This window comes from Bacillus sp. AP50 (assembly GCF_040492675.1).
Lineage (GTDB): Bacteria > Bacillota > Bacilli > Bacillales > Bacillaceae_G > Bacillus_A > Bacillus_A cereus.
This window is the reverse complement of record NZ_JBEUTW010000122.1, coordinates 1-17,476: the sequence shown is the minus strand read 5'-3', so window position 1 is coordinate 17,476 and position 17,476 is coordinate 1. Positions and strand designations below refer to the sequence as shown.

Below are 17,476 nucleotides of genomic sequence, written 5' to 3'. Positions count from 1 at the left end.
ACATTATTCTAATTAGAGAGGCTATCAAACAAAGTGTAAAGCGTGTAAAATTCATTTGGAAAAACTACCTATAGATGGTCATATATGAAGAAAATGTAAGTTTTTATTGTTATTTTTATTTCTAGATGTATAGATGACAATACTGAAAAATATCTTTTACTATTCTCTTTTTTATGTAGCAAGAGAACTCATCACAAATAGAGAGAAGTGAGGAGGGCATATTACATATAAATTTTACAATGTAAGAAAGCGAATGCATGGAGAGAAATGCGGTAGTAATAGATACAGGTGCGCGAGGTGTTAGTCCATTCATTAAATGTTTTTATAGAAATAATAGGATTACTTATTAGATGAATATATAGGGTAGTTTATCTAAATAAAGGAACAGGGGACACAGATTATGTCGAAGAAAAAGACGAGTAGGGTATTAGTAGCTGGAATATGTATATCTACATTATTATCGCCAGTAGCTTTCGAAGCATCGAAAGGATATGCAGCACCTTTGGAAGAAAATAAAGGTGGGAAATTAGAAGAGGTAAAAGAGAATAATTTTGAGCAGAGAGTATTTCAGTTGCCGGGGAAAGGTAGCGTAGAAGAAGAAAATAATCGTTTAAGAGTTACTTGGAAACTTTCCGCTAATGAACCGACTGGAATTTATGCAGAGCCAAATGAAGAGATTACAATTGACATAAAAGGAACGCAGTCTATCCAAGCTTTTATTGGAACGAGATCTTATGATGAAAAGGACCCAGAGGAGTTTGATTTAAAACCAGGGAAAAATGTTATTTCATCTTCAAGAGGCGGTATTTTATATTTTTATAATATGAATAACGAAGGAGAAGTAACAGCTTCCGTTACAAATGGTGGTAGTCACTTTCCTTTATTTATTTTAGGTAAGCATACAAAAAAAGATTGGGATGAAATGTTAAAAAAATATAAGGATCCTTATGCAGTTGAATTAAAAGGTGAGAGAAGCTTAATTACTACTACTTACGATTCTGTGCAGAAATATATGAAGAATACGGATCCAACAGATTTAATGAAATTGCATGATAAGATTATCCGTTTAGAAAACGCGGTGGCAGGGTTATCTGAGGACAGTGTTGGGTTTGCAAAATCTCCAACTCATTATGTTCAGTTTGTTGAAAAACGGAAGCCTGCTAAAGGGGACTTTATGTTTGCAAAACATTATCATACAGGATATATTCCAACTGCAATGAATAGAGTTTTAGATATAGAGGTACTTGAGAAGGATGGATGGGGACCGTGGCATGAAGTTGGTCATTTACATCAGCAAGAACCGTGGAAGTGGTCTAAAGTAAGGGAAGTAACAGTAAATATTTACTCATTAGCTGTTCAAAAGGCGTTAGGGAATCAATTAGAAATGGATGAGCACTATAAAAACTCATTTGAGTATTTAGAGAAGCCTAAAGCAGAAAGATTCATTGATGACATTAATCCTCTTACAATGTTTTGGCAATTAAATGTAGTGTATGGAGAACATTTTTATCCTAGGTTACATCAAGCTTATCGTTTGTTACCTCAGAGTGAAATGCCTCATTCTGATGAAGAGAAAAAGCAGCTATTTATTTATATGACATCGCAAGTGGCAGGGCAAAATTTAATTCCTTTCTTTGAGGAATGGGGATTAACACCAAATGATGATATTAGAGAGAAAATAGAAAAATCAAAGTTACCTAAATTAGAAAAGGAAATCTGGAAAGCTACAGATAGTAATGATATTCGTGAGAAGCAAGTTGAACCGTATAAGGTTCCATATGGTGAACCTGCTAATGAAGTACAAAATCTTTTAGTTGGTACAGATTCTGACGAGAATGAAGCAAGTAAACTTGTTCGAAATTTAGGTGAGAATGTAAAAGTAACAGGAAAGATTGTATGGCCTAAACTAGAGAATGGTAAACAGGAAGTGTTAGTAGAAATTGGGGATGAGAAAGGAAATAAAAATTCAATTCCTGTCCAAGTTAACGGATTTTATGATGACAGTATAGTTTTTCAAGGACTTTCAGATGATGTAATGTCGACAGTGACACTTCACCACAATAAGAAGAAATTAAATGTAAACTTTACTAATAATGAAATACATTACCGTTTTGAAAAAGAAGAATATATGGGCTTAACGCTATATGATCGAAATGGGATTGAAAAGAAACGTGTATCTGCAGAAGGACAAGAAACGGGAAAAAGATTTGCGATGGAACTAAATGAATTGGATTTTGAATATGGTGATGTAGTAAAAGTATTCCATGCAGAACCGGATCGTCTGAAGTGGTACCAAAATAATACACTTGTAGATCAAGGGAAGGCTAAAAATAAAAAAGAGAAATTATTCCAAATCACTGAGCAAGGGTTCGAATTAAAAGATAGTTTACAAGAAGTGACGGCGAAACCGCAAAAAGTAGTAGTCGGAATGGATGTAGACAAACTAGATCCGAAAGAATTTGTACAAGTAAAAGATGGAGAAGTGGTTGGTTTTGCAGAAAAACCAAATACATCAAAAATCGGAGAACAAAAAGTAAAAGTAGAAACGAAAGATCGATTTGGAAATAAGAAAGTGACAGAAGTTCCTCTAACAGTAACATATGGAGATAGCCTACTTGTATATGGGCTAAGCTATAGAGATGGTGACTTAAAATCAATTGTAACTTTGCATCATGATACGAAAAAACTGAGTGCGACAGATACAAAGAACCTAATTCATGATTACTTTAAAGATGAAAAGTATTTTGAATTCACATTGTACGATAAAGAAGGAAGAGTGAAGAAAAATATAGCAGTAAAAGGTTTAGAGAATACGCAAGAATTTGCTAAGGAAGTAAATGGAATTGCATTTGAGTATGGAGATGTAGTGAAAGTATATCATGCGGAATCTTCTCGTTTACATTGGTATCAAAAAGATGTATATGTGGGCGAAGGAAAAAGTAAAGAGATAAAGGAATTAGTCTTCAAAATAACTGAAAATGGATTTGAAAGATTAGACGGTGAGCAAACAGTAAAAGCAAATCCGCAGCAAGTAGTAATCGGAACAAATAGCGAAACGCTAGACGTGAAGAACTTTGTTGAAGTACAGGGTGGAGAAGTAGTAGGTTTTGTAGGGAAAATAGATATGACAAAAATTGGTCAGCAAACAGTGAAAGTAGAAACGAAAGATCGTTTTGGAAATAAGAAAGTGACGGAAGTTCCTGTAGAAGTGACATATGGGGATAGTCTAGTCTATCAAGGTGTGTCCGATGTTACACGTTCAATTATTACGTTAAACCACGCTGAAAAGAAATTACATGCAACATTTACAAATGATGAGATTCATTATCGCTTTGTAAATGAACAGTATATAGGCCTTACGATTTATGATCAAAATGGAACTGAGAAAAAGCATGTAACCGCAGAAGGGCAAGAAACTTCGCAGAATTTTGCAGAACAAGTAAATGGTATGGCGTTCGAGTATGGTGACGTATTGAAAGTGTATCATGCCGAGTCAGATCGTTTAAGTTGGTATAAAAAGAGTGAGTTAGTTGGAAAAGGAGATAAGAAAAAGTTTAAAGAAATTTCCTTTAAGATTACTCCAAATGGTTTAGAGCAAGTGCAATAATAAAAAAAGCTCGTAATTACGAGCTTTTTTTATTATTCAGCTTCAGAAACTACTGTGAAGCGTTCGTTTACATGTTTTGGGTTTTCAATCTCATCAAGTGCTGCAACTGCGAAGTCTTCGTAACTTACGTAGCTATCACCTTTTGAGTTAACAAGAAGATTGTCTTTGCCAGCTTTGTAAGAACCAGTGCGTTTTCCTAATGCGAATAGTGCAGAAGGGCTGATGAATGTCCAAGTGATATCATTTGTTTGTTGTAAAATTTCTAAGTTTTTACCTTGGTTTTGAGCTGTTGCAAGATATTCTTTCGGGAAACCTGGTGTCTCAAATACACGTGTTGTTTTCTCTTCGTCTACAAATAAGCTTCCAGCGCCTCCAACTACAAGTAATTTTGTATTTGGTGCACCTTTCATAGCTTCAATAAGTACGTTTCCTGCATCTACGTGAAGGTGTTCTTCGCCTGCTGGAGCACCGAAGGCATTTACAACTACGTCAAATGCCTGCAGGTCGTTAGATGTAAGAGAGAATACATCTTTCTCTAAAACTTTTACGTTTTCTTCTGTAATTTTTGCAGCGTTTCTTACGATTGCAGTTACTTCATGTCCGCGATCCAATGCTTCTTTTAAAATACGACTTCCTGCTTTACCAGTTGCTCCGATAATTCCGATTTTCATAATAAATCCCTCCAAAGTGTTTTGTTAAAGTGTATATCTGAAAGTAAATGAATTTGTTGTAATTAGGTTTGTTACAACCTGTTGTAATCATTATAGTTACAGGTTGGTATTTTTGTCAATAGGGTTGTTTGTGAATTTATTTTTTGTTTTAGTATGCACAGTTAGAGGGAGGGTAGTCAGTCATAAAGATATTGTTACTGTGAACCTGGCTAATATTTGGAAATTGCAAATTGTCGAAAAATGTTGATTTTTGAATGTTTTTTAAATATAATTCGTTTTATGGAGAAAAGGAGGGGTTAATTGTATGAATATTTTAGAACAATTTATTTCATCAACAAATACAATTCTTTGGTCATATATTCTTATTGCAATGTTAATTGGTTTAGGTCTTTATTTTTCTATTAAATTGAAATTCGTACAAATTACTCATTTAGGGGAAATGGTTCGTTTAATGAGTGATGGACTAACTGGAAAGACACGTAAAAAGGGCAGCGTATCATCGTTCCAAGCATTTTGTATGAGTTCTGCAGCTCGTATTGGTATCGGGAACTTAGCTGGTGTAGCGTTAGCTATTTCTATGGGAGGACCTGGAGCTGTATTTTGGATGTGGGTTATTGCGATTATCGGGGCTTCTTCAAGTTTCGTAGAAAGTACGCTTGCACAAATTTATAAAATAAAAGATGGCAGTGGCTTCCGTGGTGGTCCTGCTTATTATATGGAAAAAGGTTTAAATAAACGTTGGATGGGGATTTGGTTCTCTATTCTGATTACAATTAGTTACGGTTTAATTTTCAACTCAGTACAAGCAAACACAGTTACATTAGCGTTTAAAAATGCATTTGGTATTGAGCGTTACGTTGTTGGGATTGTATTAGCAGTATTAGTTGCGGTTATTATTTTTGGTGGTGTAAAAAGTATTGCACGTATGTCGGAAATGATTGTTCCGCCAATGGCAATTCTTTATATTGCGGTAGCGATTTTCGTTGTTATTAAAAACTTCTATTTACTACCAGATGTGTTTACAGAAATCTTTAAAGGTGCATTTGGTTTAGATTCAGCTGTAGGCGGTGGTATCGGTGCTGCGATGAAATATGGTATTCAGCGCGGATTATTTGCGAACGAAGCAGGTATGGGTAGTGCGCCGAACGCGGCAGCAACAGCTGATGTAACGCATCCAGCCAAACAAGGTTTTATTCAAACAATCGGGGTTTTAGTAGATACATTCTTAGTATGTACATCAACAGCATTTATCGTACTATGTTCTGGTGCATATAAAGCAACGAATTTAGAAGGTATTGAACTAACACAAAATGCATTAAGTTCACAAATTGGCCCGTGGGCGAGCAGTTTCTTAGCGATTATTATTTTCTTATTCGCTTTCAGTTCACTTCTAGGAAACTACTACTATGGTGAAACAAATATTGAATTTATTAAGCAAAGTAAAACGTGGTTAACAATTTACCGTGTTGCGGTAGTTGGAATGGTATTATTCGGTTCTGTTGCGACGCTTCAAGTTGTATGGAATATGGCAGACTTATTTATGGGTCTAATGGTAATAACGAACTTAATTGCGATTACACTTCTTGGCCGATTTGCGTACGCGGCATTAACAGACTATGTAAGGCAAAAGAAACAAGGGAGAGATCCAGTCTTCAGTGCAGATTCTATTCCTGGTTTAACGAATACAGAGTGCTGGGATAAGCCAGTGGTAACAGATAAAGAAAAAGCAGTGTAATTGAAAAGGCGAGCATCGAGGTAAATTTGATGCTCGCCTTTTTTGTTGTAGTAAATGATGAAAAGGGTGAGGGGTAATTATTAATATAACTTTTTTGTTTGTTCCTCTCGTTATTTGTGGGGAACGTACTGTTTTAAAAGTATGGCTGGTCGAAGAGGATAAGAGATTGAGTATTGGATAAATGCATGTAATAGCTATATTTTTATGAAAAAAACACGTATGTTAAGATAGTTAACGTATTCATGTCATAAAACCTAACATAAAGTTCTTGATTACTAAAAGTTTTTAGAATATAATTTTCTTATTGTTAGGAAGAGGGGGCAATGCAAATATGAATTTTTTAGCTAGGGTAATTGGGGATGTAAATAATATCCTTTGGTCATATGTCATTATTGCGATGTTAATTGGGTTAGGGCTCTATTTTTCATTTCGTGTGAAATTTGTCCAAGTTCGTTACTTCGGTGAAATGATTCGATTACTTGGGGATGGAGCAAGCTCGAAAACGAGGAAAGCACAAAAAGAGAAGAGCGGCGTATCATCATTCCAAGCATTTTGTATGAGTACAGCTTCTCGTGTAGGTACTGGTAACTTAGCTGGTGTAGCTATCGCAATTTCAGCGGGTGGTCCAGGAGCAGTATTTTGGATGTGGTTAATCGCGGTAATTGGGGGTGCTTCTGCATTTGTAGAGAGCACATTAGCGCAAATTTATAAAGTGAAAGATGGGAATGCATTCCGTGGGGGCCCAGCGTATTATATGGAAAAGGGTTTAAATAAACGCTGGTTAGGTGTTGTGTTCTCTGTTCTAATAACAGTAAGTTTCGGATTGATTTTTAATGCTGTACAGTCTAATACTGTAGCGGCAGCTTTTGATGGGGCATTCAAAACAGATAGTAGATTAGTAGGTCTTGTTATGGCTGGTTTACTTGCCGTTATCATTTTCGGCGGAGTAAAACGAATTGCTCGCGCGGTTGAAATGATTGTTCCAGTAATGGCAATTATTTATGTAGCAGTGGCATTATTCGTTGTTGTAACAAACATTACGGCAATTCCGTATGTATTTAAAGAGATTTTCTTACATGCTTTAGGAATTAAAGAAGTAGTAGGTGGAGGATTAGGAGCCGCGATTTTACTAGGGGTAAAACGCGGATTATTCTCAAATGAAGCAGGTATGGGGAGTGCGCCGAACGCAGCAGCGACTGCGAACGTAACGCACCCAGTTAAACAAGGTTTCATTCAAACTTTAGGGGTATTTACAGATACATTATTAATTTGTAGTTGTACAGCATTTATTATTCTTTTATCAGATGTGCATAATGCAGCTGATTTAAATGGAATTCAATTAACGCAGCAGGCGTTAAGTCAACATATCGGTCCATGGGCTTCTATATTTGTAGCAGTTGCAATCTTCTTGTTTGCATTTAGTTCATTAGTAGGTAACTACTACTATGGTGAAACAAATATTGAATTCTTAAATGGAAGTAAAGTGCTATTAACAGCGTACCGCATTGCTGTACTTGGTATGGTTATGTTAGGATCTGTAGCGACAATTCAAATCGTTTGGGATGTAGCAGATTTATTCATGGGTATTATGGCTGTTATTAACTTAGTGGCGATTGTATTCCTCTCTAAGTATGCTTTTGCGGCATTATCAGATTACGTAAAGCAAAAGAAACAAGGGAAAGATCCGGTATTCTATGCGGATTCTATTCCAGGTTTGAAAAATACAGAGTGCTGGGATAAGTCGGCAGTAGTTGATAAAGAAAAAGCAGTATAATGAGGTGAGCATCAAGTGAAACTTGATGCTTATTTTTTGTTGGTTCAGCTATTTGTGTGAAGTGAAACTCCTGCTCATTAAAGTTTCGCTTTATAATGAAAAAGACGAACATTCATGAATGTTTCATAATAAAATGTATTTTTTTAAGAAAAGTGCGGATATGAGTTGTGATTTATGTTAGAATGGAAAATGCCTTTGAAATAAGAGGTTTTATGATCTTTCCTATCCGATTGAAGATTTTGGAGGAGAAATGGAAAGTTCGGATTATTTCTTGTTTTGAATGGTCAGACGTTCAACGTTAATGAAGAGTTAAATGGAGGATTTTATTAATGAAGTTTGTTATGTTTCTTGTAGGATTACTCGTTGTATTCGTACTCGGTTTTCTTATAAGTGCCGATCGAAAGAAGATTAAGTATAAACCAATCGCAATTATGCTTATTATTCAGCTAGCGTTAAGTTATTTCTTATTAAATACGCAAGTTGGTTATATTTTAGTAAAAGGAATTTCAGATGGATTTGGCGCGCTTCTTGGATATGCGGAAGCTGGAATCGTTTTCGTATTTGGTGGTCTTGTTAATAAAGGAGAGGTTTCATTCTTCTTAACAGCGTTATTACCAATCGTATTCTTTGCGGTTTTAATCGGAATTCTGCAACACTTTAAAATTTTACCGATATTTATTCGTGCTATTGGTACGTTGTTAAGTAAAGTAAATGGTCTAGGAAAACTAGAATCATATAACGCAGTAGCAGCTGCCATTGTTGGACAAGCAGAAGTATTTATTACAGTAAAAGATCAATTAAGTAAAATCCCAAAACATCGTTTATATACATTATGTGCATCTTCAATGTCGACAGTATCAATGTCAATTGTAGGTTCTTATATGAAAATGATCGAACCGAAATATGTAGTAACAGCACTTGTATTAAATTTATTTAGTGGTTTCATTATTATTCATATTATTAACCCGTACGATATTACAGAAGAAGAAGATACACTGAAATTAGAAAATAAGAAAAAACAATCATTTTTTGAAATGCTAAGCGAGTACATTATGCTTGGTTTCACGATTGCGATTACAGTAGCAGCTATGTTACTTGGTTTCGTAGCATTAATTACAGCAATTAATAGCTTGTTTGATTCAATGTTCGGTATTACATTCCAAGCTATTTTAGGATATATTTTCTCACCATTAGCATTCGTAATGGGTATCCCTCAAGCTGAGATGGTAACAGCGGGACAAATTATGGCAACAAAATTAGTATCAAACGAGTTTGTTGCGATGCTTGATCTCGGAAAAGTAGCTGGTGATTTATCGGCTCGTACAGTTGGTATCCTTTCTGTGTTCCTTGTATCATTTGCGAACTTCTCATCTATCGGAATTATCGCAGGTGCAACGAAAGGTATCGATGAAAATCAATCAAATGTTGTATCATCATTTGGTCTACGCCTTGTGTACGGTGCGACATTAGTAAGTATTCTATCAGCGATTATCGTTGGTGTTATGTTATAAAAAAAGATGGTTCTAGCTCATAGCTAGGGCTATTTTTATGGTAAATTTGCATGAAAAAACCAATTAATTAGGAATATATTAACATATAAAAATCTTTTAAAATTTATATTGCATTTCGTCTAGATAACGCTTACAATTTGATTTGTAGGTGGTATCAATTTCAGACTTTCAATTATGGTAGGAGAGAAGAAGCTACCTTTTATAAATTGCAATTTATGTAAACGCTTACTGATTTTAGATGACAGTTGAATAGTTTTAGGGGTTTTAAATTTTTTTAACAACAATGGTCAGACGTCATTCGTTATACGTTATACGACCAATAACTCGTGGGAGAAGTGGAGGATTCACATATGAAGTTCGTAATGTTTCTAGTCGGTTTACTTGTAGTGTTTGTACTAGGTTTCCTTATCAGTTCAGATCGTAAGAAAATTAAATATAAACCAATTGCACTTATGCTTGTCATTCAATTGGTACTTGCGTATTTCTTACTAAATACAAAGGTCGGATTCGTATTAGTAAAAGGGATTGCAGATGGATTTGGCGCCATTTTAAAATTTGCGGAAGCTGGGGTTAATTTCGTATTTGGTGGTCTAGCAAACGATGGACAAGCACCATTCTTCTTAACAGTATTATTACCGATTATTTTCTTAGCAGTATTAATCGGGATTCTGCAACATATTAAAGTTTTACCGATTATCATTCGTGCAGTCGGTTTCCTATTAAGTAAAGTTAACGGTTTAGGAAAACTAGAATCATATAATGCGGTAGCAGCTGCAATCGTTGGTCAAGGGGAAGTATTCATTACGGTAAAAGATCAACTAAGCAAATTACCGAAAAATCGCTTATACACACTTTGTGCATCTTCAATGTCTACAGTATCGATGTCAATCGTCGGTTCTTATATGAAAATGATTGATCCAAAATATGTAGTAACAGCACTTGTATTAAACTTATTCAGTGGATTCATTATCGTTCATATCATTAATCCATATGAAGTAAAAGAAGAAGACGATATTTTAGAATTACAAGAAGACAAGAAACAAACATTCTTTGAAATGTTAGGCGAATATATTATGCTTGGTTTCTCTATCGCTGTAACAGTAGCGGCGATGTTAATCGGTTTCGTAGCATTAATTACAGCAATTAACGGTGTATTCGATTCAATTTTCGGAATCACATTCCAAAGCATTTTAGGATACATCTTCTCACCATTAGCATTTGTAATGGGTATTCCAACATCAGAGATGCTACAAGCAGGACAAATTATGGCAACAAAATTAGTAACGAACGAATTCGTTGCAATGCTTGACCTTGGAAAAGTAGCTGGTGATTTATCAGCTCGTACAGTAGGTATTTTATCTATCTTCCTTGTATCATTTGCGAACTTCTCATCTATCGGAATTATCGCAGGTGCAACGAAGAGTATCGATGGCAAACAAGCAAACGTTGTATCATCATTCGGTTTAAAACTTGTATACGGTGCAACATTAGTAAGTATATTATCAGCGATTATCGTTGGGGTTATGCTTTAATAAATTAAGAAAAGCAATGAGCGTAGGCTCATTGCTTTTTTTGTTTAACTTGCTTTATCCAAGTCTCTTTTAAAACGTGGTTTCTCTAAATAAGTTCCCAGTCTCCACACATATTCCACTGGCCCCATTCGGTATTTCTGGAGCCAATAGGTGCTAACGAATAATTGAATCGTATAAATTCCGATGGTTAAAAGAATACCGAAGAAATAGCCAATTTTCCCGTATAAGCCAAATCCATATGCGTAAAAAATGGTTGTTGCGATAATAGATTGCGCTAAGTAATTACTAACGGACATTTTCCCCATGTTCGCCATGTATGTTAGTAGACGGGTTGCTTTTTTGTAATGGAATAATAAAATGATTGTGCTTCCGTAAAAGAAGGTCATAGTTACTGGTGTAAGGCCATCTTGTAGCATAATTAAAAGCGGGTGCTTTACGAACATAGCTAAGATTTTAATTGTAAAAGAGAAGAGACCGGTGGCAAACCATATTTTTTTGACAGCAGGTATATGTTTATTGACCTCAAATAGCCAGCCTTTTTTCCCTACATACATTCCGAGTAGAAACAGTGGAGACATAAAAATTATTGCGAAAACTGATATGAAAAATAATCCGAATGCACCGTCAATTCCCATGTAATCAAAAGGATTTTCAGTCAATCTAAAGTTGACGTGATCCATATAGCTTCCAGTTTGATGGACTTTATGTTCTTTTTCAGTATAAGGTGCAAAATCATTTATATTTGTAGATGGATCAGTTTGATAAGACATAAGTGTAATAAGTGCGAGTAGAATAATCGCCCAAATGAGCAAAGTTTTCGGTTTTCGATTGATGAACATCATTAAGAAAATCCCAATTATTCCGTATGCAAATAAAATATCTCCCTCCCAAACAAAAGTGCCGTGAATGTAGCCGAGTAGTAAAAGAATGATAATACGTCTTATGTATGTGGGGAAGAATTTTTTTCCTTTTGCGATAATACTTTTTTGTAACAAAATAATGCTAAGTCCAAATAGAAAAGAAAATAGGGATATAAAGTTATGTGTGCCGAAGAATTGAATAAACCAATTAGCGCCTTTATCAAGATCGCCGAATAGATAAGTTGGTTTTTCACTGGTGAAGAACCCGAATTGAATTAATGTCATATTGACTAGTAAAATGCCAAACAAAGCGAAACCACGAATTGCATCAACAGCTTCTACACGTTGATTCATTTTTCCTCTCCTCGTATATTCGTTTTTATATTGAAAATAATACCATTTTATAGCTGGCACTATGTCAAATATGAGGAAATTTAAGGTGATTTTAAGATAGAGAGCAAACAAAAAAATCACCTTAATTCATGTATTAAGGTGATTGAAATATTATTCAGCTGGAGGCGTAAATGTACGTTTCTCTAATTCAGCATCTAGCATAAACAGTGCGTTTGAATCGCTTGTAATACGTTTTAATTTTTGAATGATGCTATCGAATGAAGCTTCTTCTTCAACTTGTTCGTCAACGAACCATTTTAAGAATGTAATTGTTGCATGTTCACGCTCGTCCCAAGCGATATCAGATAAGTTGTAAATACGTTTCGTTACTTCACGCTCGTGCTCAAGTGCGACTTCAAAAGCGTTTAATACAGATTCGTATTCGTTATTCGGATTATCAAATCCAGTAATAATAGCGCGTTCTCCGCGGTCATTAATATAGTTGTAAAGCTTCATTGCGTGGAAACGTTCTTCTTCAGCTTGTACAAGGAAAAAGTTAGCGAATCCATCATAGCTCTCAGCTGTACAGTAAGCAGCCATTGCCATATAAGCATGGGCAGAGTAAAATTCAAAGTTCATTTGTTCATTTAATGCGTCGTGCAATTTTTTTGATAACATAAAATCCCCCTTAGTATTGTGACAAGAATATTATACCATAATTGATAATATTCTCATTTAGATACTTCGAACCTTTTCGAAAGCTTTGTGACGTGTGCATCCATAATGTCTTGTAAGTCTAAATCATATTTTTGCGAAAGAATAATAAGGTTAGATAGTACATCGCCAAGTTCTTCTTTTAGTTCTTGTTTTAGCTCTTCTTCTGTTTTCGCATCTTCATCAGGGCGATCGCGGCCAATTTCAATAGCACGAACGACTCGTGAAACTTCCCCAACTTCCTCGGTTAAGAAATTTAAGCGAATAAAGGCATTATACTGTGACCAGCTTCGTTTTTCGTAAAATTCCTCAACCCATCTTTGAAATGCAACGATATCCATTTCTTCCTCATCTCCTCAATATGTTGTACAATGTTCATTGTATCATAACAATATATAGTTTCGGGGTGTAGGGATGAGAAAGATTTGTGTGTTTGCAGGTTCTAATTTAGGGGAGAGACCAGAATTTAAAGAGCAGGCAATTCAGTTAGGTAAAATGTTTGTTGAGAACGACTATGAGCTCGTATACGGTGGTTCATGTGTCGGATTAATGGGAGAAGTAGCAAACGAAGTTCTTCGTTTAGGTGGACGTGTAACAGGTGTTATGCCGCGCGGTCTATTCCGAGGAGAAATTGTGCATACAGGATTAACAGAATTAATTGAAGTAGAGACGATGCACGAACGTAAAGCTAAAATGGCAGAGCTTGCAGATGCTTTTATTGCGCTTCCAGGCGGATACGGAACGTTTGAAGAACTATTTGAAGTTGTATGTTGGTCACAAATTGGTATACATAATAAGCCGGTTGGTTTATTAAACATAAAAGGTTTTTACGGACCAATTTTGCAAATGGTTGAACGTGCAGCGGAAGAAGGATTTATGAATCCATCAAATAAAGAATTGATCGTTTCAGCAGAGACAGCAGATAAACTGATTCATGCAATCCAAAATTATGAGCGTCCTGTTTTGGGAACGAAGTGGAAGCAACTATCATAGCAAATACGGAAACACATGTCGTTTTAATTTAAGATGGCATGTGTTTTTAATTTGGTTAAATATGTTAATGTTTAGATGTAATGTTTTTGGGAAAGGAGAAATAGATGGAGGAGTTCGTATATTTACGTCCGGTTTTTAAAAGTATTTTAGCAGCGTCTATTCTTGTTATGCTAATTGTTTTGAGACAGAAGAAAGAGTTGATTAATGAATTTTCGCTTTGGTTTATTTCGGTATTATGTATCGGTGTTTCCGCGATAACGTTGTTTATGTCTGGGTTTATCGTTGATGAGTATAATCTAGGTGGAGATCCACAATCGTTTTGTATGTTTATTGCGATTAGTTGTATTAGTGGTCTGAATTTCATTATTTATTACAGAAGGCAATAAAAAGAGGCATTCCGTATTACTTTGGAATGCCTTTATTATTTTGATTGCTTTGTTTTTTATACAGGTACCAGCCACCCCAGCCGCCACCAATTGCTACGACAACGAGGAAAGCATAGTCCTTAACCTCGACACGTATATTGAAAATATTAGCTATAAGTAAGAGAATCCCAACTGTTATTAACGCAAAAAATGCTCTAATTAAGTAGTCTTTCAACTGAACCACTCCCGTCATTTAAGTAGTAAATGATGAATTTGGAAAAGCTTTTTGGGTCTATGATACTAAAGGGTGTTTCCTATATTTTAACATAGATGAGATTGTAATATATTGATAAAAGTAGGGGAGAGGGGTTTGTTAATATTGTCGTGATTTGTCGATAAGTCGATATAATTAAAAAATCGCTGATATATTGGAGGGAATCGCCGATATAATTGGAAAATCGCTGATATGTTGGGGGGAATCGCCGATATATTGGAAAAATCGCTGATATAAATTTCATGTACCAGCATGCGCGACCAATCTATAGAAAAAAGCGACTCTGAGCAAGCCGCTTTCGCTTTAAAGTAATATCCAGCTCCGGTAGCTAGAATGTTCGGTGGCTTCGCTTTTTCCTGCGAGGCAAAGAGCGCCTCTACGTCGAAAGCTCCATCTCCCTCACATTCTGAGAAAGCTACCTCCGCTTTTAGGTGATATCCAGCTCCAGCGGCTAGAACAGTCGGTTGTTTCACTCCTTCATTCGAGGCAAAAAGCGCCTCGTAATCAGGAGTTCCAACACCCTCCTGTTCTGAACGAGCCGCTTCCGCTTTTAATTATTATTGATTCAAGAACGCACGTAGCATCCAAGCGTGTTTTTCTAGTTCTGTGTAGATGCCTAGTAGTAGGTCAGATGTCATTTCATCGTCAGAGTCTTGAGCGATTTCCATGCCTTTTTTCAGTTCGACTAGCATCATTTCGTAGTCTTTCATGATTGCTTCGACCATCCCTTCTGCAGTTTCTCCGTATGCTGCTTCTTGAATAGAAGATAGTTCTAAGTATTCTTTCATTGTTGCTACTGGTTTGCCGCCAATTGCTAAAATACGTTCTGCAATTTCATCGATGTGAGTAGCTGATTCTGTGTAAAGTTCTTCGAATTTCTCGTGTAATGTGAAGAATTGAGGTCCTTTTACGTACCAATGGAAGTTGTGAAGTTTTGTGAATAAAACGCTCCAGTCTGCTACTTGTTTGTTTAATACTTCGATTACTTGTTTGTTCATTATGATCAATCTCCTTTTGAGTTGTTATGTGATATCAATTACTAATTTATAATAATTATAATCTAGTAATCTCTATAAATCAACCCTTTTGCTGGAATTAATTTGAACAAATTATGAACTGTTGTAAATAAAAGGCCCTATTACGGTGAAGTAATAGGGCCTTTGTTTGAGATATGGCTCTTGTTCTGAACGAGCCGCTTGTGCTTTTAATGATATCCAGCTCCGGTGACTAGACCAGTCGGTCATTTCGCGCCTTCCTGTGAGGCAAAGAACGCCTCTTCGTCAGGAGCTCCAATGCCCTCCTGTTCTGAGCAAGTCACCTCCGCTTTAAAGTAATATCCAGCTCCAGCGGCTAGAATCTCCGGTCATTTCGCTCTCTCGCTCGAAGCAAAAAGCGCTTCAAGGTCGAGAGCTTGAAGTGTCCTGCGATTCTGAACGAGCCGCTTCCGCTTTTATTTGTTAAACAGCCTTTTGTTTTTCTTCTACATCTTGCCCATCCCAGCACTCTGTATTCTTTAAGCCAGGGATAGAGTTTGCAACGAAGACAGGATCTTTTCCTTGTTTCTTTTGCTTCAAATAGTCTACTAATGCAGCGTAAGCAAATTTGCTAAGGAATGAGATGGCAATTAAGTTTGTGAATACCATTAGTCCCATGAATAAATCAGCTAAACTCCAAACTGTTTTAAGAGCAGCGATTGATCCGAAGAATACCATTCCGACAACTGCAACACGATAAATCATTAACCATGTTTTACTTTCTTTAATGAATGCGATATTTGTTTCACCATAATAGTAGTTTCCTAGAAGTGAACTGAAAGCGAATAGGAAAATAATAATCGCTAAGAAAGTGCTTGCCCACGGTCCAATTTGTGAACTTAATGCGTTTTGTGTTAATTCGATACCTTCTAAATTTGATCCTTTGTAAAGTCCAGAACATAATACGATAAATGCTGTTGATGTACATACTAAGAATGTATCTACGAAAACGCCTAACGCTTGAACAAGCCCTTGTTTTACAGGGTGAGATACATCAGATGTTGCGGCTGCATTAGGAGAACTACCCATTCCCGCTTCTGTAGCGAATAAACCGCGCTGAATTCCGAACTTGATTGCTGCTCCAATACCACCAGCGATGGCTTGGTCTAAACCGAATGCACCGTTAAAGATTTCCATGAAAATGCTTGGTAACATACTGAAGTTGTTAATAACGACAAAAATAGCCACGCCGATATAAACGATTGCCATTGGCGGAACAATCATTTCTGTAATACGTGAAATGCTCTTAATGCCACCAAAAATAATAACTGCAACTAATAAGGCTAATAGAGCTCCTACGATTGTTCGCTCTAGTCCAAAAGCATTTTCAAACGCTATTGTTACTGTATTTGCTTGCACTGAATTGAAAATTAATCCGTACGCAACTGTAATAAGAAGTGAAAACCAGACGCCCATCCAGCGTTTGTTTAACCCTTTTTCCATGTAATATGCTGGTCCACCACGGAACCTACTTCCATCTTTTACTTTATAAATTTGCGCAAGTGTACATTCTACAAAACTAGTAGCTGCTCCGATAATTGCGATAAACCACATCCAAAATATTGCGCCAGGTCCACCCATTGAAATTGCTAATGCTACACCAGCTAAGTTTCCGATACCGATACGTGCTGCTGCACTTAAGCAAAATGCTTGGAATGGTGAGATGCTATCTTTCTTTTTTTCTTTTCGATTAAACCCTTTACTAATTAAGCTGACCATCTCACTGAAATGAGTAATTTGGACAAATTTTAATTTAAAAGAGAAGTAAAGACCGAAGCCGATTAGCATTGCAATAAGAATATATGACCATAAAATATTATTCGTTACCTCAAGGAATCTGCTAAAGATATCAACCATATAATACACTTCCTTTTTTTCGTAATAAGAAAATTATATGCAAAAAATATACGAGAATCAATTTTTCTAAAAAATATGTTACTTAAAACATTTTTGTGTTATGATTATGTTACATCGTAATATTTTTAGAATTATTTACATTTAAAAAAACTAAATTTAAAGCGAGAAGGTGGGGATAATTTGAAAGAAGATTCTTTATGGAAAGTAAGCCTTGAG

15 protein-coding genes are annotated in these 17,476 nt (G+C 35.9%); 7 read left to right on the top strand and 8 right to left on the bottom strand.

Going from position 1 to position 17,476, the window contains the following annotated elements; translation table 11 throughout:
• Positions 1 to 400 precede the first annotated feature (400 nt).
• Positions 401 to 3,607 carry a putative mucin/carbohydrate-binding domain-containing protein gene (locus ABWK52_RS10995; protein WP_141537403.1) on the top strand — a complete coding sequence of 1,069 codons (3,207 nt, stop codon included), beginning with the start codon at positions 401 to 403 and terminating at the stop codon, positions 3,605 to 3,607.
• 32 nt (positions 3,608 to 3,639) lie between these two features.
• Here the strand turns inward: ABWK52_RS10995 and ABWK52_RS10990 are convergent, their stop codons facing one another.
• A complete protein-coding gene (locus ABWK52_RS10990) occupies positions 3,640 to 4,278 on the bottom strand; it encodes an NAD(P)-dependent oxidoreductase (protein WP_000689896.1) in 639 nt (212 codons plus the stop codon).
• A 304-nt stretch (positions 4,279 to 4,582) separates the two neighbouring features.
• Here ABWK52_RS10990 and ABWK52_RS10985 point away from each other — a divergent pair, with 304 nt between their 5' ends.
• The 4 genes from ABWK52_RS10985 (at position 4,583) to ABWK52_RS10970 (ending at position 10,830) form a co-directional block, all read left to right on the top strand.
• On the top strand, positions 4,583 to 6,013 hold the full coding sequence (locus ABWK52_RS10985; RefSeq protein ID WP_098542045.1) for an alanine/glycine:cation symporter family protein: 1,431 nt from the start codon (positions 4,583 to 4,585) through the stop codon (positions 6,011 to 6,013).
• A gap of 331 nt (positions 6,014 to 6,344) precedes the next feature.
• Entirely contained in the window at positions 6,345 to 7,787 is a 1,443-nt protein-coding gene (locus tag ABWK52_RS10980; protein WP_098508583.1) for an alanine/glycine:cation symporter family protein, read from the top strand.
• 329 nt (positions 7,788 to 8,116) lie between these two features.
• Complete coding sequence (locus ABWK52_RS10975; RefSeq protein ID WP_000673839.1) at positions 8,117 to 9,298, top strand: NupC/NupG family nucleoside CNT transporter; 1,182 nt, start codon at positions 8,117 to 8,119, stop codon at positions 9,296 to 9,298.
• A gap of 350 nt (positions 9,299 to 9,648) precedes the next feature.
• On the top strand, positions 9,649 to 10,830 hold the full coding sequence (locus tag ABWK52_RS10970; protein ID WP_000673874.1) for a NupC/NupG family nucleoside CNT transporter: 1,182 nt from the start codon (positions 9,649 to 9,651) through the stop codon (positions 10,828 to 10,830).
• Positions 10,831 to 10,874: 44 nt separating this feature from the next.
• Here the strand turns inward: ABWK52_RS10970 and ABWK52_RS10965 are convergent, their stop codons facing one another.
• From ABWK52_RS10965 to ABWK52_RS10955, 3 genes are all read right to left on the bottom strand, one after another.
• Positions 10,875 to 12,044, bottom strand: coding sequence for a DUF418 domain-containing protein (locus ABWK52_RS10965; protein ID WP_016110912.1), 1,170 nt, complete (start codon positions 12,042 to 12,044; stop codon positions 10,875 to 10,877).
• 150 nt (positions 12,045 to 12,194) lie between these two features.
• On the bottom strand, positions 12,195 to 12,701 hold the full coding sequence (locus ABWK52_RS10960; protein WP_000949403.1) for a ferritin: 507 nt from the start codon (positions 12,699 to 12,701) through the stop codon (positions 12,195 to 12,197).
• A 53-nt stretch (positions 12,702 to 12,754) separates the two neighbouring features.
• Complete coding sequence (locus ABWK52_RS10955; RefSeq protein ID WP_000355749.1) at positions 12,755 to 13,078, bottom strand: MazG nucleotide pyrophosphohydrolase domain-containing protein; 324 nt, start codon at positions 13,076 to 13,078, stop codon at positions 12,755 to 12,757.
• 88 nt (positions 13,079 to 13,166) lie between these two features.
• Between ABWK52_RS10955 and ABWK52_RS10950 the strand changes: the two genes are divergently transcribed.
• Positions 13,167 to 13,730 (top strand): TIGR00730 family Rossman fold protein, encoded by a 564-nt coding sequence (locus ABWK52_RS10950; protein ID WP_002062664.1) that lies wholly within the window; start codon positions 13,167 to 13,169, stop codon positions 13,728 to 13,730.
• A 104-nt stretch (positions 13,731 to 13,834) separates the two neighbouring features.
• Entirely contained in the window at positions 13,835 to 14,116 is a 282-nt protein-coding gene (locus ABWK52_RS10945) for a hypothetical protein (protein ID WP_098508578.1), read from the top strand.
• Positions 14,117 to 14,132: 16 nt separating this feature from the next.
• Here ABWK52_RS10945 and ABWK52_RS10940 read toward each other — a convergent pair whose 3' ends face one another.
• The 4 genes from ABWK52_RS10940 to ABWK52_RS10925 all read right to left on the bottom strand — a co-directional run bounded on the left by ABWK52_RS10940 (position 14,133) and on the right by ABWK52_RS10925 (position 17,260).
• Entirely contained in the window at positions 14,133 to 14,330 is a 198-nt protein-coding gene (locus ABWK52_RS10940; protein WP_000656313.1) for a hypothetical protein, read from the bottom strand.
• 86 nt (positions 14,331 to 14,416) lie between these two features.
• A complete protein-coding gene (locus ABWK52_RS10935; protein WP_098508577.1) occupies positions 14,417 to 14,842 on the bottom strand; it encodes a hypothetical protein in 426 nt (141 codons plus the stop codon).
• Positions 14,843 to 14,926: 84 nt separating this feature from the next.
• Entirely contained in the window at positions 14,927 to 15,367 is a 441-nt protein-coding gene (locus ABWK52_RS10930; RefSeq protein WP_001041895.1) for a Dps family protein, read from the bottom strand.
• A 459-nt stretch (positions 15,368 to 15,826) separates the two neighbouring features.
• Positions 15,827 to 17,260 (bottom strand): alanine/glycine:cation symporter family protein, encoded by a 1,434-nt coding sequence (locus ABWK52_RS10925; protein WP_000227591.1) that lies wholly within the window; start codon positions 17,258 to 17,260, stop codon positions 15,827 to 15,829.
• Positions 17,261 to 17,476: the final 216 nt, after the last annotated feature.